Source organism: Bacillus haikouensis, from assembly GCF_013179555.1.
Lineage (GTDB): Bacteria > Bacillota > Bacilli > Bacillales > Bacillaceae_B > Rossellomorea > Rossellomorea haikouensis_A.
The window spans coordinates 1-21,101 of the sequence record NZ_JABMCR010000045.1 but is presented as its reverse complement, the minus strand read 5'-3'; the positions used below and the strand labels follow the sequence as shown (position 1 = coordinate 21,101).

Genomic DNA, 21,101 nt, shown 5'->3' with positions numbered 1-21,101 from the left:
GCGTTTTTAATACCGAGCTTTGTGGAGTTAAAGACTGGATCAAGCCCCTGCTTCTTCTGTTCTTCGTAATCCTTAAGGGCACGAAGAGCAGGTTTTGCCAGGATGAGGATGGCGATCAAGTTCAGCCAAACCATGATTCCAAGGCCGATATCCCCAAGAGCCCAGGCAAGTGCGGCTTCTTTGACAGCCCCATAGAAAGTGACTCCCAGCAGAACTAATTTAAGCAGGAAAATAGCTGGTTTAGCGTTCTTGCCCTTTAATAAATACGCCACATTTGTTTCAGCCATGTAGTAGTAAGCCATGATTGTTGTAAAGGCAAAGAAGAATAGGGCGATCGCTACGAATCCAGCACCGAATCCGGGAATGGCCGATTCGATCGCAGCCTGCGTATAAGCAGGACCAGCTTCAACTCCTTCAAGGTTTGTAACAATGGCAGTTCCATCAGGCTTTTCTACATTGTAGGCCCCTGTGAATAAAATCATGAATGCCGTTGCCGAACATACAAGCAGCGTATCGATATAAACGGAAGACGCCTGAACCAGACCTTGTTTGACCGGGTGGGATACTTCAGCGGCTGCTGCATGGTGAGGTCCTGTACCTTGACCTGCTTCGTTGGAATAGACTCCACGTTTAACACCCCATGCAATCGCGCTTCCAATGATTCCGCCGAATGCTGCATCGGCACCGAATGCACTTTTGAAAATAAGAGCAATGACACCAGGAATCTCTCCAATGTTCATTCCCACTATCACTAAAGCCAATAGGATGTAAGCAATCGCCATGAAAGGAACTACATAAGAAGCAACGCCTGCAATGCGCTTGACGCCACCGAAGATGATCACGGCAAGAAGAATGACTAGCCCGATGCCGGTAACAGACGTATTGAGACCAAATGCATTATCAAGTCCCTGTGCGATGGAATTCGATTGGATCCCCGGCATCAATACCCCTATCGCCAGCAGCGTAGCCAATGAGAATAAAACCGCATACCACTTCCAGCCGATCCCTTTTTCAATATAATAGGCTGGCCCCCCGCGATACTCTCCATCCTGTTTTACCTTGTAAATCTGTGCAAGTGTCGATTCAATGAAGGCACTGCTCGCCCCGATGAATGCGATGGTCCACATCCAGAATACCGCGCCGGGACCACCAAATGCGATGGCAGTTGCTGTACCTGCAATATTTCCCGTTCCTACACGTCCCGACAAAGAAAGTGCCAGGGACTGGAATGAGGATACCCCTGATTTTGAACTGCTCCCCTTGAACATCTGAACCACCATGTCTTTAATGAGACGCACCTGCAAAAACCTTGTTAAGATAGAAAATAAAAGACCTACACCTAAACAAAAGTAAATCATGACGGGTGACCAAAGAATACCCACCAATTTGCCTACAATTTCTTCCACAGTGTTTCCCCCTTTTTTCCTAAAATTTATCTAACTATTATGAATTATATTTTATTTGACACAAATTAGACAATCTTTTTTTCTCCGTAGAAAAGCCGTTATACTCCAAAACCCTTGTATAGCAAGACCCGGCCTGTATAAAAATTTTTTTTGGGCAACCTAATGACGAAAGGAGGCTATTAAATGTCGAGACGAAAACTTTTAGTCCCGGAATCCCGGTCAGCAATGGATCAGCTGAAGGCAAGGGTGGCCGGAGTCAGCGACCCCAATGATGCTAAGTTCGAAGCCGCCAGGGAGCAAGGAATCCCTCTGGATAAAGGATACAACGGAAAACTGACGTCTGAACAAGCCGGGAAAATCGGCGGCCGGATGGGCGGGAATATGGTCAAAGAATTAGTGAGGATGGCGCAGGAGAATTTGAATAAGAAGTAAATATGTATTCATTTGGAGTCATCCCATTTGTTTTTTTTTGTGACTTGTTTCTCCTTGAACATGAAATGGACTGAAATCGGTTTACGACTTCAGTCCATTTTCCCCTTCAGGATATCCGATGGTACTAAACAATCTTCCCAAAAGTTTCATCTACCGCTGCTTCATTTTTTACTAAGCAATATTTTCTTCAGCTCATCTAAATCTTCATACACTTTTTCAAGCAGAGATCGATTATAAAAGATGGAGGCGGGATGAAAAGTCGGGAAAATGGAGTATTCCTGTTCACTGAGCTCCCATTCGTTTATGTCCATATTCTTGAGCTGACGGACCGGTGCTTGGATCAGCTGCCCGTGGACTTCTGAAATCTTATAGTCCTTTCCCAATAATCTTTGCAGGCCGATGTTGCCAAGTGTCACGATCTGCTTTGGCTTAATATGCCGGATTTCATAATCGACGATCGGGGCATGAGCAATCTGTTCCTTCATGTTCGGTGCCCGGTTGTATTTCTTCTGTATGACTTCTCCATTCGGCCCCGCCTTTTTGGGGACTATTTTATAAGGTCTGCTCCTGACGGTTGACGTAAAGTAAATATCGTCTCTTGAAATATCGAGGTAATCAAAAAACTCGTTCAAAACTTTTCCCGCCCTTCCGCTGAAAGGAATACCATTATGTATTTCCGTTTCACCGGGCGCTTCTCCCACAATCATGATTTCAGGCTTCTCCGGCCCGCGTCCATAAACAAATCCTTCACAATTGTATGGCTCCATTCTTTTCTTGCACTGTTCAACCAGATCCTTTGGCAGCACGTTCATCACCCTTTTCATCAATAGCCGTCCCCCGCTGCTGTAAAGCATTATCGGAGGCTGGAAAAGCGTCTGGCTTTTAATTTCTTTATACCCAACTATGCTGCACCTATACACATCCATATGTTTATTGCAGCATTTCTTAAGGAATAGTATGGATATACTTAAATAAGGAGATGGCTAATATGAATGACAATATTTTGAAACAGCATATTTTGAAGGTTCTTGAAGATAGCAAAGTCGGTACTCTGGCAACGGTGAAAGACAGCAAGCCGCATTCCCGTTATATGACCTTCTTCAATGATGAACTTACACTGTATACGCCCACAAGTAAAGAAACTCATAAGGCGGAAGAGATCGAAAGCAATCCCAATGTACATATCCTTCTCGGCTATGAAGGGGAAGGATACGGCGATACATTTGTGGAAATCCAGGGACAGGCATCGATCGAAACTTCCGGTGAATATAAAGAGAAGCTTTGGAACAAGCATTTGGAGAAGTGGTTTGACGGGCAAGATGATCCGAATTATATCGTGTTAAAAATCACACCGGGTACGATTCGATTAATGAATGATGAAGAGGGCTCCCCCCACACACTTGAATTATAATGTTGACAACCATTCATTCATATGATATATTTAGTTATTGTTAACTTGTGACATAATTAAAACGACTAGAAAAGATAATGTTGTAATTCTATTCTGTTTTGATATGTAACTTATTCACACTGGATCGGCTTCGGAGCCGTTAGGATGTAAGAGAGGTAGGGCTTACGTCGTTTAGGTTTATCAAACGACTCAAGGAATTGCCCGCGGCTGTTTATTATCTGAATACGTTTAAAGATATAAATATATTACTTGTGATGTTGCAAGTTACAGACTATGCCTTGTCCGATATAAGGCATTACAGAGGGAGTACTGACAGGAACGTCAGCCCTCACCAAAAGCCCCTGAAGGTCAGCCTTTGGGGGCTTTTTCAATTTTCAGGATCGAAAGCCCGTCCCGCATCGCTTTAAAGCAATGCGGGACGGGCTTTCGATTTAACTGCTTTCTTTCAATTGACTGTTATAGAGTGCATGGTAAAAACCTTTCTGCCTCAAGAGCTCTTCATGCGTCCCTTTTTCGATGATTTCGCCTTGATCAAGTACGAGTATTTGGTCTGCCTGCCGGATTGTATTGAGACGATGTGCCACCACTACTGACGTTCGGTCTTTCATCAAGGTTTTGAGAGCATCCTGGATTTTCAGTTCAGTGATCGTATCGATACTTGAAGTCGCTTCATCAAGAATCAGGATCGACGGGTCGGATAAAATGGCACTCGCGATCGATAATAACTGTTTCTGGCCCTGACTGATCCCGCTGCCGTCCTGCCTCAGGACGGTATGATATCCATGAGGCATTTTTCCAATGAAGGAATGGGCATTTGCCAATTTGGCCGCCCCTACTACTTCTTCATCAGTTGCGTTCAACCTGCCATAGCGGATATTTTCCATGATTGTCCCCTGAAACAGGAAGCTGTCCTGAAGCACAAATCCCATCTCCCTGCGCAGGCTTTTGCGAGTAATCGTTTCAATATCCTGTCCATCGATCAGAATCCTACCTTTATTAAGCTCATAAAAGCGAGTTAATAGATTTGTGATCGTCGTCTTTCCTGCACCGGTCGGACCTACCAGTGCGACTGTATCCCCTGGATTTATGCAGAAGGAGACCTCCTTGAGGGTAGAATCATTTTTCCCGTAAGAAAAAGACACCTTCTGAAATTCAATCCTCCCGTTTACTGTATTGATTTCTTTTGCATTCCCTTCATCTTTAGCCTCTTCCTCTTCATCAATGATTTGAAATACACGTTCTGCCCCGGCAATCGCGGATAACAATGTATTATATTGATTGGCAAGCTCATTGAGGGGCCTTGTAAACTGCCTTGCATACTCGGCAAATATGACAATCACCCCAATGGTGATCATGTCATTGAGAGCAAAAATCCCGCCGATTCCCGCGATCACTGCAAAACTTAAATTGTTCAGCATGTTCATCAGTTTAGGGATGAAACCTGAATACGTATCTGCCCAGTAGGCAGCTGTACGGAGCTTTTTGTTCTTTGCTTCGAATTCTTCAATGGCAGTATTTTCACGGGAAAACGTTTTAATAATGCTGTGCCCGGAGATGGTTTCTTCGATATAACCATTCAACTCACCGATATTCTGCTGATACTGCTTGAACAGCGGACCTGTCCGTTTCGTGATCCACTTCATCCCAAATACCATGAGCGGCACGATTGTAAGGGTGATGAGAGTGAGCAGCGGGCTGAGCCAAAGCATGACCGCGACCGTCCCTGCAAGTGTCAGGATACTTGAGATGACTTGGATGAATGAACTGTTCAATGTATTACTTACATTGTCGATATCATTGGTTATCCTGCTCATTAACTCCCCATGTTTCCTTTTATCAAAAAAAGGGATTGCAAGCAGCTGCAGTCTGTGAAACAGATCTTTCCTGAGCCGGTAGACCGTATCCTGAGCGACTCCGATCATCCAATAATTCTGGCACCAGACAGACACTGAGTGAAAAAGATAGACAATGATCAAACCGGCAAGAAGTCGTATGATGCCCGCAGCTTCTTTCGTGACAATGTATTGATCAATCGCCCTTCCCACTAAAAATGGACCGAGAAGCGAGGCGGCTGAACTGATAAGGACCATCAAAATGACCAGAAGAAGAAGCCCTCTCATTTTAGAGAGGTACACCCATATCCTGCCGAGAGTTCCTTTCATATCACTCGCTTTGTCATCTTTTCCGAGTTTCTTCCTCATATGCCTAGACATGATGCACCTCACCCTCTCCAAATTGTGATTGATAAATTTGCATGTATAAAGATGATTCCTTTAGAAGCGTATCATGGGAGCCATTCCCGATGAGCACCCCGTCTTCCAATAGTAAGATGGCATCCGATTCCATCGCGGTACTGACTTTCTGCGTGATGATGATCGTTGTGCATTCATATTTCCTGATTGCCCCCAGCAGCTTGGATTCTGTTGTCAAATCAAGGGCGCTTGTGCTGTCATCAAGCAGCAGGATTTTCGGATTGCGGATAAGAGCCCTTGCAATCGACAGGCGTTGTTTTTGACCTCCCGATAGATTCACTCCCTTTTGCCCTAGTGGAGTGTCGTACCCATACTTAAGGTTTTCTATGGTTTCATGGATTTGAGCATCCTTCGCTGCCCGGATCATATCCTCTTCGGACGCTTCCTCTTCACCCCATAATAGATTATCCCTGATAGAACCCGAGAAAAGAATTGCTTCTTGAGGGACATATCCTATACTTTTCCTCAAATTATCGAGAGTGATTGACCGGAGCGGATGCCCATCGATTTTTATTCCACCTTCCGTTATATCGTAAAGTCTCGGAATCAACTGGAAGAGAGTGGATTTCCCTGAACCCGTTGCCCCCAGAACAGATACCGTCCCTCCTTCCTTTATATGAAAAGAAATATCCTTGAGAACCTTCCCCCGGGTTTGAGGATAAAGAAAGGAAACGCCGTCAAACGTGATTTCTCCGCCTGTGACTTTGTGTTTCTCGTCTGCAGCCTCACCATCTCTTAAATCAACCTCCGTATCGAGCACCCCTTCGATACGATCGACAGAGGCACGGGCCCTTGAGAAACTGGTAATAATGAAAGAGAAGATGGAAAACACGGAGGATATCCGGGTGGCATAGGTAACGATCGCCACAACTTCCCCCACTTGAGCTCCACCTGTGCTAACCTCAATGCTTCCGGACCATAAGACGATCAAGATGGCCAGATTCATCACGAGCATTAAGAGAGGCATGATAATCTCCATAAACCTCAGGGCGCTCACCGTTTTATTCTTCAAATCTTCGTTTGCTCCGTGAAACCGTTTCTCTTCATACTCCCCGCGTGTATACGCCTTGATGAGACGTATGCCTGAAAGATTTTCCTTCATCACTTCATTAACGCGGTCGAGCCGTGTCTGCACTTTCTCGAACAAACTCCACCCGCGTTTGAGGACCCATAATAAAAACACCCATAAGAAGGGAATCACGATAACTAAAATCAGGGCAAGCTTCACATCTACAATCAACGCCATTATCGTAGATCCTATCACAAGCAAAGGGGCTCTCAGCATGATTCTCAAACTCATAAAAATCGTATTCTGAAGCTGCCTCACATCATTCGTCATCCTTGTAATGAGTGATGAGGAAGGCAATTTATTGAAACTCGCATAAGAAAACGACTGTATTTTCTTATATAAGCTTTCCCGCACATCATAACCGAAACCCTGACTCGTATGTGCCGCAAAAAACGAATTCACCACACCTGAAATAAAAGAAAGAAACGACATGCCGACCATAATTCCGCCCCATAGAAGCACCACATCCAGATCTTCCTTCATAATCCCCTGATCAATGATTTTCGCCATGAACAATGGATTCAACAACTCAACTGTGAGCTCCACAAGCATCAGTGTCCAGGCAACCCCCATCGCAAGCCGATAAGGTTTCAAAAAATCGATAACCCTCAAAGAAACACACCCCTTACGCCGTCATACTCAATATTTTTATCATATGTATATGTATCATGATATCGCTTTTTTATACGGAGGGGTAGTTTGGTGACCGGTATCTTGAGATGTTGCCGTATTGAAGGAGATAAATCAGAATTTCATCTTCGATCCGGTTTGAAACCCCTCTGGAAAGGTTCCACGTGAAACGTTTAACAAAAAGGTTGTTTTGTTGGAAGGGAAATGCCTCCAAACTACCTGTTTGGAGGCATTAACCCAATCATTGAACAAGCAATGAACTTTCTTTTTTAAAATGATCCAATGAGTAAGCGTGAATTTTTCGATTGGATAAGGTGTACACGTAATCATCGATATAGAGGAGCCGCTGGATATTATTCTCCCAATTTTCATAGATGTCCTTTTGTCCATCATCCCCTTCGGACAGTTTCGCTTTTAATTCAATGCCTTTTTCCGGGGTGATTTCATAAAGAAGGGCCCCCTGATAGTCAAATACCTGTTCATATTCGCTTCCCTTTTTATCGTGATAAACAGAAATCGGGAATCCATAAAGATGACGGGACGGCTCATGAAAGAGTGCCTTATGATCTTCAAGCAAATAAGAATGCGTACCCGAACCGCCGATGATTTCGGTATCCGATTCTTTCGGATGGTTAAAATCGGTGATATCAAAAAGCGAAATTTTCATTCCATTCCTGACGATACGCGGCTCTTTATTGAACGATTTGCCGTCGTCCATGATTTTCGTATCGAAACCGAAACCGATCAAATGGTTTTCATCGATTGGATGAAGATAAGTACTGAAGCCGGGTATCTTTAATTCTCCAAGTACTTCGGGGTTTTCAGGATCTGCTGTATCTATGACAAACAGGGGATCCACTTGCTTGAAGGTGACGATATAGGCCCGGTCACCCATGAACCTGACAGAATAAATCCGTTCCCCCCTGGCAAGGTCCGCAACTTCGCCTGTTTTCTTCATATTGCTATCTAAAATGTAAAGCGCATTCAATGATGGCTTTTCATCATTCCATACCTCGCCATCTGTCGTCGCAATCCGGAAATATCCCTCATGCTCATCCATGGAAAACTGATTCAGCACCCTTCCCGGTACTTGCCCGGATGCCTTATAGGTAATCTTTGAATCATCCACCGCAAATTTATATACCTCCGTACTTGATGCACCCCAACTTTCTTTATCACCAAATTTCTCCACAGCAATATAAAGATTTTCCCGTGACATGTAAATGCTGTTTCCACTGCCCAAGTACGACTGAACATTAAGGTCAGCCTTGGGATCTTCAATATCCAAAGCAGAAATCATTGTGAAATCAGGCTGATTCGACTGAGGAAAATAGCTGATGCTGTCAGCAGGAATTGGTTTAGCCCCTTCGCCTTCCAAGCTGTCTTTCACCCTCGGCCTTAAGTCAGTCTCAGGATTTTTGTCGGCAAGCCAATAATCAGGATATAAATTGGATACAAAATAAAGGGTGCCATTTATTTTTCTGGAGGTCATATATTGTCCCTCAACCTCCACGGTTCTTATCAGGGAGGGCTTTTCTTTATTGGAGATGTCATAAATCATCACAGTAGAAGAGCCATTAATCGGGCGGGGCATCATTTTTTCATTGGTTTCCCTCCCTTCATGGGACCAGCTTTCCCCTATCACTACTATCTTGTCTTTCCCCATATATAAATGGCGCGGCTGGATGTCATGATCAAACGGGATTGAGGAAACGACTTTCATGTCTTTGGCCGGGACAGCTTTTGAAATGACCAGTTTCTGATTCATCACTTGATAGATATAGGCTCCATCTGTTTTGGCGATGTCCCCCTCATCCACACCTTGAACCTGATTGTTTGTTTCTGAGTGACCCGGACTTGAACTTTCAGCATCACCCGCAGCTTTATCTTCGGCGGAATTTGAAGATTCCTGCCGAAACAGCCCGAATTCCGACTCTTCCCTATTCATTTTTTCTCGCTTTACTATCGTTCGAAAATATTGCTCAAGTTCTTTTTGTGAAGAAAAGGAAGGAAGCTTTTCAGTGACATTGAAGGTCAAGTTCGTGTCTCCCCCGAATGCCATGCCCCATTTTGTTTTCACTTCTGAAGAGATCGTAAGGGTAAATTGCCGGGATTCTTCAGGGTAACCTTCGGGAGGCGGATGGATGGTAAGTGTTTTTTGATTTTCGCTCAGTTCGTATGAAACCCCCACTTCATTCCCCTCTGAGTCTTTCACGATAACACTCTTGTTGTTGATTGTGTCTGTTTTCACCGGTTCAGTAAATTGAAGGCTCCATTCACTATCCTGCATCACGACCAGACTGCCTTCCACACTGCCCTCTGCCATGACGACAGGCTTCTGCTGATAGAAGAAAAACAATGCGGCTGCCGCGGCCAGGACAACACCTGCAATGATCAAGAGATACGGCTTCTTCATATGATTAACCCACCTTTTATTCTATTTCTTCATTAGACGGGGATGGTGGAAGAAAGTTACAAGCGACCATCATTTCATATCGTTCATTGGATTTATCGAGAAGGTTGATATTCAATAAAAAACAGACCCTGCTTCCAAGGTCCGTCGTATCAGCTTCAACGCATGCGCCGCGCACTTGCGCTGAGTCTGGCATTTCGTATAATTTGATTGATCACTTCCGAGAAAATGAGTCCGATGGCGATCGCTCCCGATATCATGAACGATTTTGCGGCGAGGTTGATTGCAGCATTATAGTCGTTCTGCACAAAATTTCTCATCGCATCATAAGCAAGTCCGCCCGGCACGAGAGGGATGATTCCCGCTACACTGAAAATGATGACAGGCGTTTTATACATCTTGGCAAACACCTGACTGATGACCGCAACGACAAATGAAGCCAGAAGAGTCGCCAGAACGGCATCCACATCATTTAGGAACATGATCATATAAATAGTCCAGCCGAGCATCCCGACAATTCCACACTTGAATAATGACTGCTTTGGCGCATTAAAGATGATGCCAAAAGCAGCAGCCGCGATGAAGCTTGTAAGTAAATGTTCAAGGATTACCATTCCCAATTCTCCCTTCTATTTATATGGGTTTGCACTTCTCTCCTCTTTAAGGCAGATACCAATTAAATAATCATAAATACAACCGCTATACCGGTGCCGATGGCAAATGCGGTCAGGAATGCTTCTGCACCTTTAGATAGCCCTGAAACAAGATGACCAGCCATCAGATCACGTACCGCATTTGTAATGAGAAGTCCTGGCACAAGTGGCATGACCGACCCAATGATGATCTTATCCAGTTCCTGTCCGGCTCCAATATAAACGAATCCAAAGGAAAGAATCCCGATAATGAAAGATGCGAGAAACTCCGCAAAGAATTTGATGGGAACAAAGCGATGTAAATAAATGACGCTCATATATCCGGTCCCTCCCGTAATGAAGGCAGGGATGAAATCTTCCCAGGTTCCCAGAAACATGATGAGAAAACACCCGCTTGCAATGGAAGCAGCGAGTATTTGAACAAGGAAGGAGTAGGAGTGATCCTCCCCCTCCAGTATTTCCAGTTCATTGTATGCTTCCTCAATGGTTAATTGACCTGAACTGATTTTACGTGATATTCCATTGACCAATGTCACTTTTTCAAGGTCTGTCGACCGCTCATTAATACGAATCAATTTCGTCTTTGTCGGTTCATCGGTTTCAATCGAAAAGATGATCCCTGTCGGAGTCACATAGCTGTGCGATTCCTTTATCCCGAAGGAAGCTGCAATCCGCATCATCGTATCTTCCACCCGATACGTCTCCGCTCCGCTTTGAAGCATGATTTTACCGGCCAGCAGGCAAACTTCCATTATATCGTATCTTCGTATCATTTTTGCTTCCAAAAGAATCTCTCCATACACATCTCGTTTTTTTGAATAGGTATAGTTTATCGGAAAAACAGCCTTATTAGCAATGAGGAGGGTGAAATACTTTGAACCAGCGGGTGGCTGGACCGCTTTCGGGTGGAAAACAATCGATTTGGAAGGAATCGCGAACTGGATTCAACCCCGCGGCGAGTTATTAATCCGCCCCTGCAACCAGGTACAAGAAGCAGGAATTGTACCTGGTACAAGCCGGTCAGAACCTGGGTTTATCGACCGTTTTCTTGTTTATCGTCCAAAATCCTTATTTATCGACCATTCTACAATTACTGACAATCTTCAATCCCCCTCTAAACAAAAAACGAACCGGATCCCATAGGGATCGGTTCATTTTTAGCACGTTATGAAGCTTTACGTTCCTGCTCATCCACTGGAACACCCTGTCTGATCAAACGTGGAGCGGTCGCAATTAAGAAGATCAGGACAATCGAGCATAATAAAGCAGATCCGAGCATCGTCACCCCATTTGCAAAGAGTGAGAAGAGAACAGGGGACATGCCGTCAGGTGCATATTCTTTAAAGAAGATGAATCCTGCAATGAAATGCCAAAAATAGCGGGCGGCACTCCCGGCGACCGTTGCAGCGACTACCCATATATATATTTTGCGTTTACTTTCAGCACGCAAGGATTGCTGAATCCGGCGAAAGAAGAGGCCGGCAAAACCAATGAAAGTGAACGCGATAAAGTATTCGATGATCATTTGAACAGGCGTGACGATCCACGCGTTGCCAAGTGCAACCTGCAATACTCCCCAAACAAATCCCGCCAAGAGACTTGCTTTAAAACCTCTTCTGAACGCAAGGATGAAAATCGGCACCATCGAGAAAGAGATGGAAATGCTTGGTGAAAGATCGATAGAAGGCAGCAGGTCAAGAATGATTGCAAAGGCGGCCATTAGTGAAGCCTCTATCAACACGACTAAACTTAAAGATTTCATAAAAAATCTCCCCTTTATTTTCTAAACGAAACCATAAGAGGGAGACTGTAAATATAATCAGGCACTGCAGCCTATCATCGTCCACATTCCTACGCTAGTGCTAACTAACAGGTTCAAAGGGTCAGAACAGGCAGTGCCGTTCACTCTCAGCATATCGCTCCCCTTGTGGTCACGTTTATTTAATTAATTTCAATGAGTATTATACAGGAACATTTACGAGATTAAAAGAATTTGCGGACAAGTAGATGAAGACATGGGATCAGGGACTATCATTAAGTGGATCGTGCAGGATGATGACCGGCATTGATTTCGGGGCAACCATGAAGCCATAGACTCTGCCGTCTTTATCCTTGTAAGCAACGGAATAATCTCCGAATTGTGGAGAATACTCAACGTCCTCGTATTTAAGGTCGAGATGGTTGTATTTCAGGCCAACATAGAGGTTGGTGGCAATCCGTGCTGTCAGGTGCTGAACAATTGTCATTTGATTTGCTGCAATAAATAGAAGAATGACTGCAATCGTCAAGATCACTTTATTCGCTCTGGACAATCTAAGCATCTACCCTCTCCTTTCCCGGAAAAGTAAATCTGAAGATTCCGTATACTATTTATTATATACTTATTCACTGGGACATGACAAAAGAGCTACTTTTTTTCATCAGCTCTTTTGTCAGAAAAATCTATTGAACAGGCATAAATCCTACACTCCAGTAGCCATCCTCATCCTTAACCATTTGGAAGCCCATTTTCCCCTCACCGCCATTATCGAAGCTTATAAAACCGTGGATATCATCCTTTTGGATGAACTCTCCTTTTTCAATTCCTTTATATGTTTCCAAGATAGTCTCTTTTTTATCAGGAGGAAATGACTCCTGCTCCTCCTTGGTCCATCTGATGTAATTACGACGGTCTGTATACAATTCATAGACAAGATCTTTTCTATTATCTATTAAGGCCTGCACATAGATTTTAGCAATGCTGACAGGGCTCATACCCTTCAAGTGTACTTCGGTTGGATCTTCAGAGAACACTTGATATACAGCTGTTTCTTTATCCGTCAAGGAGAAATCCCGGTGTGTTGAATCCTCTGTTTTTTCTTCATTTGAAGATGGAGAGACAGGCATTAATCCATTGATCTTCCAGCCCTCCGCATAACTTAATGAAATTTCGAAAATCTCCGTATCCTTCTCTCCACTTTCAACAGGCACTTCAAAGGTGACATAGGTGTTCCCATTTGGATTGAGGATTTTTATAGCTGCCGCATCCTCCCATATATACCTTTCGGAAAAATCCTCATCCGGCTGTGCCAGCTTCCCTTCGATTTCTTCAAAAGAGTGTATATCCATTATCTCCTCGGCAACTTCTTTCGTGAATGTTTCCATCAAATATTCCATTACCTTTGCTTGAGTATCGAAGGCTGCTTCTAAATAACGATATGGTTCACCTTTGTAAATAAACGTATCGGACATTTCCGTCCCCCCGCCGTTAACCACTGCCGAATAATGGGCAAATGCCCTTCCCAGCATCTGTGCAGCCAATTCCTCATTCAGCCCTGTCCGAGGTATTGCTTTATCCTCCGGCACAGTTTCCGATGTCTCGGGCGGCTCCTGTAACCCCTGATTGCTCAATGAACGATCATCATCACTCAACAGAAATCCAATAGCAAAAGTTGAGGATTACCTTCCTCACTTCTCATTACATTCGCTACTATTTCAGGAAGCAAGGATATCCATTTCCGTTTGCGGTAGTAATCGATCGCAGTCCTTTTCGCAATGGAAATGATCCATGTTTTAATGGAAGATCTATGACTAAAAAGAGGATAACTTTTAAACACTCTGATGAATGTTTCCTGGGTCAGATCCTCTGCTTCGGTTTGACTGTTCGTGAAAAATAATACATATTGATAGACATCTTGAAAGTACTTTTCATAAAGCATTTCTAATTGATCCGGACCCTCTCTCAATGCTCTTCCCCCTTTACTGTACATATTAGTCGATTTCATAAAGGGATTGGTTTTATTTTCCTGATATTTATTTTTTCCAGCACAAAAAAGAGCTGCCTGAATGACAGCCCATCGATATCCTGTTTCAACCATTAAACAAGCGTTTAACACCATAAACCCTTGCTGTAATAAGTTTTCAGGTTTTTAATCAAACGTTTGTTTAGACTTCGTACATGGTTACCAGCCTGGACAGTCCCTTGTTTAATTCATTAATGGGAATGAATCGAGCTTTTCTCATCATTTCTTTGCCTTCTATAAAAACAATTAACACCGGCACCGTGAAGATCGAGTACTCTCCGGCGAGTTCAGGTATTTCATCTGCATCGGCATGAACGGACACAATCCCGGTGTACTCCTTCAATACCTCTTTAACCTGCGGGAGTAATGCATGACAAACCGCACAATTTGGTCTTGATATATATAAAATAACCATCTTTTCAGTTCCAATTGTATGTTTAAGGGATTCCAAAGCATGAATTTCTTTCATTTTCAATCTCCTTTCTTTCCTGCATGAACTGATTATAATTATGTATTCCCCTTTCATTATTCATGAATCCTGTTTAGCGAGCATGTTTATTATCATGATAAGTCGGGAAAAGAATGATTGTACTATAAATGATATTGGAGGAGATTCAAATGAAACCGACTGTTAAAGAATTCTATGATGATAAGGAATTAATTTCAGAAGTGGAAAAATTATCTTCTCAAGGCATAGACAAAAAGAATCTTTATGTTTTATCGCACGATGATGACCGTACAGAGCGTGTAGCAGATAATGCAAAGGCTAATGAAATCGGCGCAGCGGAAACAGGCATCGGAACGGCTGTCGGCAACATGATGCTGAGCAAAGGCGACGAATTGCGCAATCAGTTACAGGAGATGGGATTTTCTAAAGAGGAAGCCGATCAGTACGAGGAAAAACTGGATGAAGGTAAAATCTTATTATTGGTTCAGAACTAGTTTGATAGTAGATGCGAAGTTAATCATACAGAGGAAAAGGATGATTCGGCTCGGCGGGTCATCCTTTTCCTTTTTCAAAAATATAGACCACCCCATTATCGGGTCTCCCGAATGACGGGCCTGAAAACCCGCGCCTGGTCAATTCCTTCCTCATAAACATCATCACTCCGCCATGTCCGACAATCAGCACGTCCTCACCTTCTGAAATGACTCTGTCTACTATTCTGTTAATTTTCTTAAGTACCTCCCTCTTGCTTTCAGACTGTGATGGATGATTGAACCACCATGCGACCCGAATGGCAAATAAATGAATGAACAGAGGAAGTCTCATTTTTGATGGAAAGAGAGGTGCAAGCGGAATTTCCCTTAATTCTTCCAGGAAGATGATTTCACCCTCGAACACTTTTTGTGCCGTCACCTGAGCTCTCTTCATATTGCTGGAATAACAGGCTTTCCATTCAATACCGCAAAGTTCAACCTCATTTTCCTCCACATCTGAAGCTTCGTACTCTTCTACCCATTTCATTAATTCCTCTGAAGAGACAATAGAATTCGGGTATCCCCTCTTCACTTTAAAATGACGGACAAGTCCAATTTTCATCGTTTACTCCTTTTCATTTTGTTAATAGATTAATTATGTATGTTCTATAGATTGATAGGTTTTTCCTTTATTCTTGGGAACTGGACTGTGGTTGGTTTCATAGGAGGTTGGTTAGAACCTTTCTTTCAGTTTGAGTACTAATAAAGAGGCATGCCGTTCAAACAGTGCATGCCTCTTGAAATTCAACCATTATCCTAAAGAAACATCCAAAATCATCATCACCACAAAACCAGCCATCAGACCCAGGGTTGCAAGATCAGTACTTCCAGATGATTGTGATTCCGGTATGAGTTCTTCGACAACGACAAAGATCATCGCTCCTGCAGCGAATGCAAGCGCATATGGCAGGAGCGGCTGAACCAGGATGACGGCTGCTGCCCCGATGACGGCTGCAATCGGCTCCACGATCGCAGAAAGCTGACCATAATTGAATGCCCTCGCCTTAGACATCCCTTCTCCCCGGAGTGGGACGGACAATGCGGCTCCTTCAGGCATATTCTGAATGCCGATGCCGATCGCAAGACCCAATGCTCCGACGACCGTTGCATCTCCAATGCCCAACGCTGCAGCTCCGAAGGCTACGCCAATCGCAAGTCCCTCGGGAATGTTATGAAGGGTGATGGCCAAAAAGAGCAAAGTGGATTTTTTAAACTTCGTCGGAGGACCTTCCGCTTTATCCTGGGCATTGCCCAGATGAAGATGGGGGACCACAAAATCCAAGAGCCTGATAAACAAGCCTCCAAGTAAAAATCCGATCGCGGGGGCAAGCCATGGAATCTGGCCGTTCTGTTCACTGAATTCGATCGACGGCGCGAGCAGTGACCAGAAGGACGCTGCAATCATGACCCCTGCAGCGAATCCGAGCATCATATTCATCGTATGCTTCTCAATTTTTGTGAAAAAGAAAACCGTTGCGGCGCCCAGGGCAGTCAACCCCCATGTCAATGTCCCGCCTAACAGCGCTTGAACAGTCGGATTCAACGCTGTAAACCAATCCATCATACATCCACTCCTCCCAGCATTTTTCTGATACGTCTATTTTGCACCCGGGAAACTTTCTTTGTCAAAGTAAATGTTTAAGCGCAAACCCAAATGCCTGTTTTCTATATATATGACATCCGCCCAATATTGTGCCTGTTTCATTCTTCAAGCCATGCTCAAACCTTCCCTCAAAGTAAAAGAGCCAAGCACCAAAACCTGTATGCTCAGCTCTTTTACTCATTTCCTTCCTTCATTATCCGGTTATGTTAAGATGCTCAAACCTTGGCTCAAGGGTTAGTGTAAATCAACAGCGGAGCTAAAAGGAATTAATCTTTAAACGATAATTTCCAAATGTTGAAATTCGTAATCAAGAGAAGGACTAGATAAACATATATTCCATAGTCGATCTTCAATGACAAAATATGCAGACCGACGAATGCTCCGATGATGATATAAAAGGGAAGCACTTTCCACACATCACTTTGCTTCACTCCATCAAAGCTCTCAGAAAAAGGAAGTCCGTCACTCAATAATTTATAGCAAATGACCGTGTAAATAAAGGCACTGATCAGTACGATGATAAGCCCGGGGAGTATGTTCATGCCAAAAAGGAATAGAAAGCATACTGCCATCACCAAATATAAAGGGATGAAAAGTTTTGCAAGGAACGCTTTCAGAGTGCCTTTATGAATCGGGGCATGCCTCTCGACAGGTACCACCCTATAAATCCACGCCCCTTTATATTTCCCCGAATACCCCAGCTGCATCACGACCGTCGGGATGACGATCAACCCTGCATAAATGGATAGGTACACCATGCTTGAAGAGAGATCTTCAAACGAAGACATCATCAAGTGATTGAAGACAAAAATAAATGGAAGGATGATCGCAAATCCAAGACCAGGATAGACTTTCAATTTGAACTCCCGCTCATTTTTCATCATATAATGAGCGAATTGGTAAAATGCACGTTCTTCCTTGCTGTAGCACATGAGTCTCATGAGGCTCTTCCCAATCACATTGGACTTCTTGCCTTTCTTCCCCCCATGCGAATTGAGTTTTTGCAGATTCCTCTCGAAGGAAGGAAGTATTTTGATGTAGATACCAAGTGCTGCAAAAGGAAAAAAAATCGCCATCGCGGAAAACAAAATGATCAACGGATTGCCCCCGCCGTTCAGACCCCATTCAAACAGTGAACCAAACCACATTGGAGGAAAAAATATCTGCCACCATTGTGCGGTGAAGGTCACCTGCAGATCGACAAATTCAAATGACCTGGCGACTACCTGATAACCGACAGCAAGCCCAATCGAAAGGCCGATTTGCACATAGTTGATGATATCCTTTAATCTTTCCCCGTCAAAATATTTTAAGATAAGGTAATAGAGTAAAGCAGTGAATACAACAATCAGGATATCGGTTAGGAGGATTCCCGCTAGAAACAGCAGGAAGAACCAAAATCCCTGATTGATCAACGCTGCGATCAGGGGAATGACTGTCATGGCCCCGGTTAAGAAAAACAGGTATACACATACATGGATGGTCTTCGCCAGACTGATCGTCTTTTTCTCTACCGGCTTAGTAAATAAGATGGTATTGTCCCTGATGTCCAATATGACAACCGAGAAATCCGAGATCATCGATGTCATGATGATAAACATGATGACAGCAAATGCAATGCTCATTTGAAAAATATAATGATCACCCATTAATACGAAAGGAATGATGAACAATCCAAAAAGAGCATAGATCCACAATGATTTGATGAAACGGTTCTCATTCTTTGATTCCTTCCCCTTTTTCCCCTGCTGCTGAAATACAGTCGGGACCCTTCGCTGATCCATGGTGAATTTCACCTGCAGGATTCTTCGGAGTACGGGATAGTCAAAGCCCATTTTTTCAAAGATCACCCGAAACCAATCCAGAAACAGTAGTGTACGAAATTCCTTCATTCCCTACACCCCTTGAACAACAGACACTATCTGCTGCGCCGTTTCCTTGTGTTCATTAAATCCGGTTAATTGGTTAAATATCTCTTCGAGAGTCCCTTCAGTGTTCGTATTCTTCAATTCTGCAAAACTGCCGTCTGCCACAATCATTCCATTATGTAAAAGAATGATCCTGTTACTTATTTTTTCTACAACATCCATGATGTGAGAGGAATAAAAAATAGTTTTTCCCTGAGCCGCCAATTGCGCGAGGAGTTCTTTAAATATCATCACTGAATTTGCGTCCAGCCCGTTAATCGGTTCATCGAAAAAAAGGATGTCCGGATTGTGAAGCAGGCTTGATATAATTAATATCTTCTGCTTCATCCCTTTGGAGTACGAGGCGATTCGAGATTGATAGACTTCGGTGAGACCAAATAATGCTGTTAATTTCTCTGCCTTCTCCCCCGCGGCTTCTGCCTCGAGTCCATACAACTCACCGATGAACGTCAAATATTCTTCAGCAGTCAGGTTGTCATACAAATCAGCCATTTCAGGTACATATCCGATTCTCTTTTTATACGCTGCAGACTGACCGGAAATATCTTCTCCAAAAAGACGCACCTCGCCGGAATATCCCTCCTCCAGTCCAAGGATGATCTTCACCGTCGTGCTCTTCCCTGCACCGTTCGGTCCTATATATCCAATGATTTGCCCCTTATATATTTCTAAATCGACACCTTTCAATACTTCTTTGATCCCAAAACTCTTCTTAAGTCCACGGATTGATAAAATCGGCTCGTTTCCCTCTTTCATGATGTCCCCTCTTTTCTATGTATTTATTCATTATGCTAACATAAATTCCCTTATTTGGAATATTCATTTCCTTCCGTAATTTGACGGGGGATCATGCAGTACAGGTTGTGGATTTTTCATTTTAGTTTGTAATAAACACCTCTCACTATTCGCAAGTTTTAAATGATCATTCTTAGATTTTGGATGGTTCCAGCTGTTGATTGGAGTGGAATCCGAAGAATCCTTCTGGAAAAGCGAAGCTGGTGAGACCCCGCAGGAAGGGCATGTGCAGCCCGCGGAAAGCGAAGTCTTTCACGGAAATCAACAGCTGCATTTCAACCCCCAGAAGATTATTTCAAAAAACACTTCTAAAATGGAAGAACATGTTATATACTTTAACTGTATTAACACATATAGTACACTGTATACAGTTGGGAGGGTGGATATGTTTGAACTTGATTTAAGAAGTCGGAAGCCCATTTATGAACAGTTGGTGGAGAAACTGAAAGAACTGATGATCAATGAGGTGCTGAAACCGGATGAGCAGTTGCCTTCGGTTCGCACATTAGCTCAGCAGTTGACGATAAATCCAAACACGATCCAGAAAGCATATAGGGAACTTGAATCTCAAGGTTATATATATTCAGTGAAAGGGAGAGGTAGCTTTGTCAATCCTTCAAGTCACATTCAAAATGCGGAGAAAATCATGAAAGTGAGAGAAGAACTCACAAGACTTTTATCAGAAGCCCTTTACTTAGGGATTACCGTTGAAGATTTAAAAGAAATGATCGCCGATATCGAGGCATCAGTGGGGGGGAATCAAGCTGATGATTGAGATTAATGGGGTCAGTAAAGCATTTGACAAAACAGAAATCATTCATAACATTTCATTTTCCATAGAAAAAGGATCCATCTATGGACTACTCGGTTCGAATGGTGCAGGAAAGACTACATTGTTGCGTACAATCGCCGGGATTTTAAAGGCAGACCAAGGAGAGATTACTCTTGAAGGTCAGCCTGTCTTCGAGACAGACAGCAGTAAAGAGAAAATCGTTTTCCTTCCAGATCAGCCATTCTTCTTCACTCATTATACGCTGAAGCAGATGGCACAATTTTATCAAAACACATACAGCCGGTGGGACAGGGAGTACTACCAACAACTTACGGCACTGTTTGAAATCAATCCGGATAAAAAGCTTCATAAGTACTCAAAAGGGGTACAGCGCCAAGCTTCCTTTATTCTAGCATTGTCTGCTAAGCCCGATGTACTTGTACTGGATGAACCGATTGACGGACTTGATCCCGTTGTACGGAAAAAATTAAAAAACATACTGATTACAGAAGTAGCCGAAAGGGAGATGACGATTCTGATTTCCTCCCACAACCTGAGAGAGGTTGAGGATATCTGTGATCATATTGCGATCCTTCATCAAGGCAAGTTCCTATTGGAAAAGGAGCTTGATGATCTGAAATCAGGTATTCATAAGATCCAGCTCGCTTTTAAGGATGCAGTGCCGGCAGAACTGTTCAACAAACTCGATGTCCTGCACAAAGAAGAACGCGGCAGTGTATTACTATGCATCGTCCGAGGAGACGATGAGGAAATCAACCGGCAGATCCTTACTTATCATCCAGTCATCTTTGATTTGCTTCCACTTACACTAGAAGAAATTTTTATATATGAAATGGGGGATGTTGGGTATGCCATCCAAAACATCTTGGATCAATAAAGAACTTATAACACAAAGTGTACGGAGTGTCGGCTGGCTTGGAATCGTGTACTTCATTGGTCTCCTGTTTGCACTT

Annotated in this window: 23 protein-coding genes and 1 riboswitch; of the genes, 6 read left to right on the top strand and 17 right to left on the bottom strand. The window is 43.4% G+C overall.

What is annotated here, in order from left to right; genetic code table 11:
* Nucleotides 1-1,358 (bottom strand): alanine/glycine:cation symporter family protein (locus HP456_RS06615; protein WP_216663194.1); only part of this gene is annotated, 1,358 nt, incomplete at its 3' end.
* A gap of 231 nt (nucleotides 1,359-1,589) precedes the next feature.
* Between HP456_RS06615 and HP456_RS06610 the strand changes: the two genes are divergently transcribed.
* A complete protein-coding gene (locus HP456_RS06610) occupies nucleotides 1,590-1,838 on the top strand; it encodes an alpha/beta-type small acid-soluble spore protein (RefSeq protein ID WP_172249304.1) in 249 nt (82 codons plus the stop codon).
* A gap of 161 nt (nucleotides 1,839-1,999) precedes the next feature.
* Here the strand turns inward: HP456_RS06610 and HP456_RS06605 are convergent, their stop codons facing one another.
* Nucleotides 2,000-2,662 (bottom strand): uracil-DNA glycosylase, encoded by a 663-nt coding sequence (locus HP456_RS06605; RefSeq protein WP_246288818.1) that lies wholly within the window; start codon nucleotides 2,660-2,662, stop codon nucleotides 2,000-2,002.
* 164 nt (nucleotides 2,663-2,826) lie between these two features.
* Here HP456_RS06605 and HP456_RS06600 point away from each other — a divergent pair, with 164 nt between their 5' ends.
* Entirely contained in the window at nucleotides 2,827-3,249 is a 423-nt protein-coding gene (locus HP456_RS06600; RefSeq protein WP_172249302.1) for a pyridoxamine 5'-phosphate oxidase family protein, read from the top strand.
* Between the two features lie 431 nt (nucleotides 3,250-3,680).
* On the opposite strand, the gene HP456_RS06595 is transcribed toward HP456_RS06600, so the two are convergent.
* From HP456_RS06595 to HP456_RS06575, 5 genes are all read right to left on the bottom strand, one after another.
* Entirely contained in the window at nucleotides 3,681-5,462 is a 1,782-nt protein-coding gene (locus HP456_RS06595) for an ABC transporter ATP-binding protein (RefSeq protein ID WP_246288817.1), read from the bottom strand.
* Nucleotides 5,455-7,143 carry an ABC transporter ATP-binding protein gene (locus HP456_RS06590; protein ID WP_172249314.1) on the bottom strand — a complete coding sequence of 563 codons (1,689 nt, stop codon included), beginning with the start codon at nucleotides 7,141-7,143 and terminating at the stop codon, nucleotides 5,455-5,457. Before HP456_RS06590 ends, HP456_RS06595 begins: the two co-directional genes overlap by 8 nt.
* Nucleotides 7,144-7,441: 298 nt before the next feature.
* Nucleotides 7,442-9,616: a beta-propeller domain-containing protein gene (locus HP456_RS06585; RefSeq protein ID WP_172249300.1), complete on the bottom strand. Its 2,175-nt coding sequence runs from the start codon at nucleotides 9,614-9,616 to the stop codon at nucleotides 7,442-7,444.
* Between the two features lie 155 nt (nucleotides 9,617-9,771).
* On the bottom strand, nucleotides 9,772-10,227 hold the full coding sequence (locus HP456_RS06580; protein ID WP_172249298.1) for a threonine/serine exporter family protein: 456 nt from the start codon (nucleotides 10,225-10,227) through the stop codon (nucleotides 9,772-9,774).
* 62 nt (nucleotides 10,228-10,289) lie between these two features.
* On the bottom strand, nucleotides 10,290-11,051 hold the full coding sequence (locus HP456_RS06575) for a threonine/serine exporter family protein (protein ID WP_376766196.1): 762 nt from the start codon (nucleotides 11,049-11,051) through the stop codon (nucleotides 10,290-10,292).
* A 79-nt stretch (nucleotides 11,052-11,130) separates the two neighbouring features.
* Here HP456_RS06575 and HP456_RS06570 point away from each other — a divergent pair, with 79 nt between their 5' ends.
* Nucleotides 11,131-11,409 (top strand): hypothetical protein, encoded by a 279-nt coding sequence (locus tag HP456_RS06570; protein WP_172249296.1) that lies wholly within the window; start codon nucleotides 11,131-11,133, stop codon nucleotides 11,407-11,409.
* Between the two features lie 22 nt (nucleotides 11,410-11,431).
* On the opposite strand, the gene thiT is transcribed toward HP456_RS06570, so the two are convergent.
* The 5 genes from thiT to HP456_RS06545 form a co-directional block, all read right to left on the bottom strand.
* Nucleotides 11,432-12,028, bottom strand: coding sequence for an energy-coupled thiamine transporter ThiT (gene thiT / locus HP456_RS06565; RefSeq protein WP_172249294.1), 597 nt, complete (start codon nucleotides 12,026-12,028; stop codon nucleotides 11,432-11,434).
* A 69-nt stretch (nucleotides 12,029-12,097) separates the two neighbouring features.
* Nucleotides 12,098-12,202: riboswitch (TPP riboswitch) on the bottom strand.
* 85 nt (nucleotides 12,203-12,287) lie between these two features.
* Nucleotides 12,288-12,587, bottom strand: coding sequence for a hypothetical protein (locus tag HP456_RS06560; RefSeq protein ID WP_172249293.1), 300 nt, complete (start codon nucleotides 12,585-12,587; stop codon nucleotides 12,288-12,290).
* Nucleotides 12,588-12,708: 121 nt separating this feature from the next.
* Entirely contained in the window at nucleotides 12,709-13,677 is a 969-nt protein-coding gene (locus HP456_RS06555; RefSeq protein ID WP_216663193.1) for a DL-endopeptidase inhibitor IseA family protein, read from the bottom strand.
* Nucleotides 13,674-13,991 (bottom strand): RNA polymerase sigma factor, encoded by a 318-nt coding sequence (locus HP456_RS06550; protein WP_246288814.1) that lies wholly within the window; start codon nucleotides 13,989-13,991, stop codon nucleotides 13,674-13,676. The genes HP456_RS06555 and HP456_RS06550 overlap by 4 nt, the downstream gene beginning before the upstream one ends.
* Nucleotides 13,992-14,190: 199 nt before the next feature.
* Complete coding sequence (locus HP456_RS06545; protein WP_172249290.1) at nucleotides 14,191-14,517, bottom strand: thioredoxin family protein; 327 nt, start codon at nucleotides 14,515-14,517, stop codon at nucleotides 14,191-14,193.
* Nucleotides 14,518-14,666: 149 nt separating this feature from the next.
* On the opposite strand from HP456_RS06545, the gene HP456_RS06540 reads away from it, so the two are divergent.
* Nucleotides 14,667-14,990, top strand: coding sequence for a YflT domain-containing protein (locus HP456_RS06540; protein WP_172249288.1), 324 nt, complete (start codon nucleotides 14,667-14,669; stop codon nucleotides 14,988-14,990).
* A 58-nt stretch (nucleotides 14,991-15,048) separates the two neighbouring features.
* On the opposite strand, the gene HP456_RS06535 is transcribed toward HP456_RS06540, so the two are convergent.
* From HP456_RS06535 to HP456_RS06515, 5 genes are all read right to left on the bottom strand, one after another.
* Nucleotides 15,049-15,591 carry a histidine phosphatase family protein gene (locus tag HP456_RS06535; RefSeq protein ID WP_172249286.1) on the bottom strand — a complete coding sequence of 181 codons (543 nt, stop codon included), beginning with the start codon at nucleotides 15,589-15,591 and terminating at the stop codon, nucleotides 15,049-15,051.
* 189 nt (nucleotides 15,592-15,780) lie between these two features.
* Complete coding sequence (locus tag HP456_RS06530) at nucleotides 15,781-16,593, bottom strand: ZIP family metal transporter (protein ID WP_216663192.1); 813 nt, start codon at nucleotides 16,591-16,593, stop codon at nucleotides 15,781-15,783.
* Nucleotides 16,594-16,898: 305 nt separating this feature from the next.
* Entirely contained in the window at nucleotides 16,899-18,524 is a 1,626-nt protein-coding gene (locus HP456_RS06525; RefSeq protein ID WP_172249284.1) for a hypothetical protein, read from the bottom strand.
* A 3-nt stretch (nucleotides 18,525-18,527) separates the two neighbouring features.
* Nucleotides 18,528-19,316, bottom strand: a complete 789-nt coding sequence (locus tag HP456_RS06520) for an ABC transporter ATP-binding protein (RefSeq protein WP_172249282.1) — start codon at nucleotides 19,314-19,316, stop codon at nucleotides 18,528-18,530.
* A gap of 172 nt (nucleotides 19,317-19,488) precedes the next feature.
* Nucleotides 19,489-19,629 (bottom strand): hypothetical protein, encoded by a 141-nt coding sequence (locus HP456_RS06515; protein WP_172249280.1) that lies wholly within the window; start codon nucleotides 19,627-19,629, stop codon nucleotides 19,489-19,491.
* 111 nt (nucleotides 19,630-19,740) lie between these two features.
* Between HP456_RS06515 and HP456_RS06510 the strand changes: the two genes are divergently transcribed.
* Entirely contained in the window at nucleotides 19,741-20,130 is a 390-nt protein-coding gene (locus tag HP456_RS06510) for a GntR family transcriptional regulator (RefSeq protein WP_172249278.1), read from the top strand.
* Complete coding sequence (locus tag HP456_RS06505) at nucleotides 20,123-21,025, top strand: ABC transporter ATP-binding protein (protein WP_172249276.1); 903 nt, start codon at nucleotides 20,123-20,125, stop codon at nucleotides 21,023-21,025. Before HP456_RS06510 ends, HP456_RS06505 begins: the two co-directional genes overlap by 8 nt.
* Nucleotides 21,026-21,101 lie beyond the last annotated feature (76 nt).

What these genes read in the sequence shown, in the direction of transcription:
- thiT (WP_172249294.1), bottom strand. Translation starts at nt 12,028, where the DNA reads ATGAAATCTTTAAGTTTAGTCGTGTTGATAGAGGCTTCACTAATGGCC.
- HP456_RS06585 (WP_172249300.1), bottom strand. Translation starts at nt 9,616, where the DNA reads ATGAAGAAGCCGTATCTCTTGATCATTGCAGGTGTTGTCCTGGCCGCG.
- HP456_RS06540 (WP_172249288.1), top strand. Translation starts at nt 14,667, where the DNA reads ATGAAACCGACTGTTAAAGAATTCTATGATGATAAGGAATTAATTTCA.
- HP456_RS06580 (WP_172249298.1), bottom strand. Translation starts at nt 10,227, where the DNA reads ATGGTAATCCTTGAACATTTACTTACAAGCTTCATCGCGGCTGCTGCT.
- HP456_RS06515 (WP_172249280.1), bottom strand. Translation starts at nt 19,629, where the DNA reads ATGCAGCTGTTGATTTCCGTGAAAGACTTCGCTTTCCGCGGGCTGCAC.
- HP456_RS06590 (WP_172249314.1), bottom strand. Translation starts at nt 7,143, where the DNA reads ATGGGGGTTGCCTGGACACTGATGCTTGTGGAGCTCACAGTTGAGTTG.
- HP456_RS06545 (WP_172249290.1), bottom strand. Translation starts at nt 14,517, where the DNA reads ATGAAAGAAATTCATGCTTTGGAATCCCTTAAACATACAATTGGAACT.
- HP456_RS06560 (WP_172249293.1), bottom strand. Translation starts at nt 12,587, where the DNA reads ATGCTTAGATTGTCCAGAGCGAATAAAGTGATCTTGACGATTGCAGTC.
- HP456_RS06600 (WP_172249302.1), top strand. Translation starts at nt 2,827, where the DNA reads ATGAATGACAATATTTTGAAACAGCATATTTTGAAGGTTCTTGAAGAT.
- HP456_RS06605 (WP_246288818.1), bottom strand. Translation starts at nt 2,662, where the DNA reads ATGAAAAGGGTGATGAACGTGCTGCCAAAGGATCTGGTTGAACAGTGC.
- HP456_RS06505 (WP_172249276.1), top strand. Translation starts at nt 20,123, where the DNA reads ATGATTGAGATTAATGGGGTCAGTAAAGCATTTGACAAAACAGAAATC.
- HP456_RS06510 (WP_172249278.1), top strand. Translation starts at nt 19,741, where the DNA reads ATGTTTGAACTTGATTTAAGAAGTCGGAAGCCCATTTATGAACAGTTG.
- HP456_RS06525 (WP_172249284.1), bottom strand. Translation starts at nt 18,524, where the DNA reads ATGAAGGAATTTCGTACACTACTGTTTCTGGATTGGTTTCGGGTGATC.
- HP456_RS06530 (WP_216663192.1), bottom strand. Translation starts at nt 16,593, where the DNA reads ATGATGGATTGGTTTACAGCGTTGAATCCGACTGTTCAAGCGCTGTTA.
- HP456_RS06535 (WP_172249286.1), bottom strand. Translation starts at nt 15,591, where the DNA reads ATGAAAATTGGACTTGTCCGTCATTTTAAAGTGAAGAGGGGATACCCG.
- HP456_RS06595 (WP_246288817.1), bottom strand. Translation starts at nt 5,462, where the DNA reads ATGTCTAGGCATATGAGGAAGAAACTCGGAAAAGATGACAAAGCGAGT.
- HP456_RS06610 (WP_172249304.1), top strand. Translation starts at nt 1,590, where the DNA reads ATGTCGAGACGAAAACTTTTAGTCCCGGAATCCCGGTCAGCAATGGAT.
- HP456_RS06520 (WP_172249282.1), bottom strand. Translation starts at nt 19,316, where the DNA reads ATGAAAGAGGGAAACGAGCCGATTTTATCAATCCGTGGACTTAAGAAG.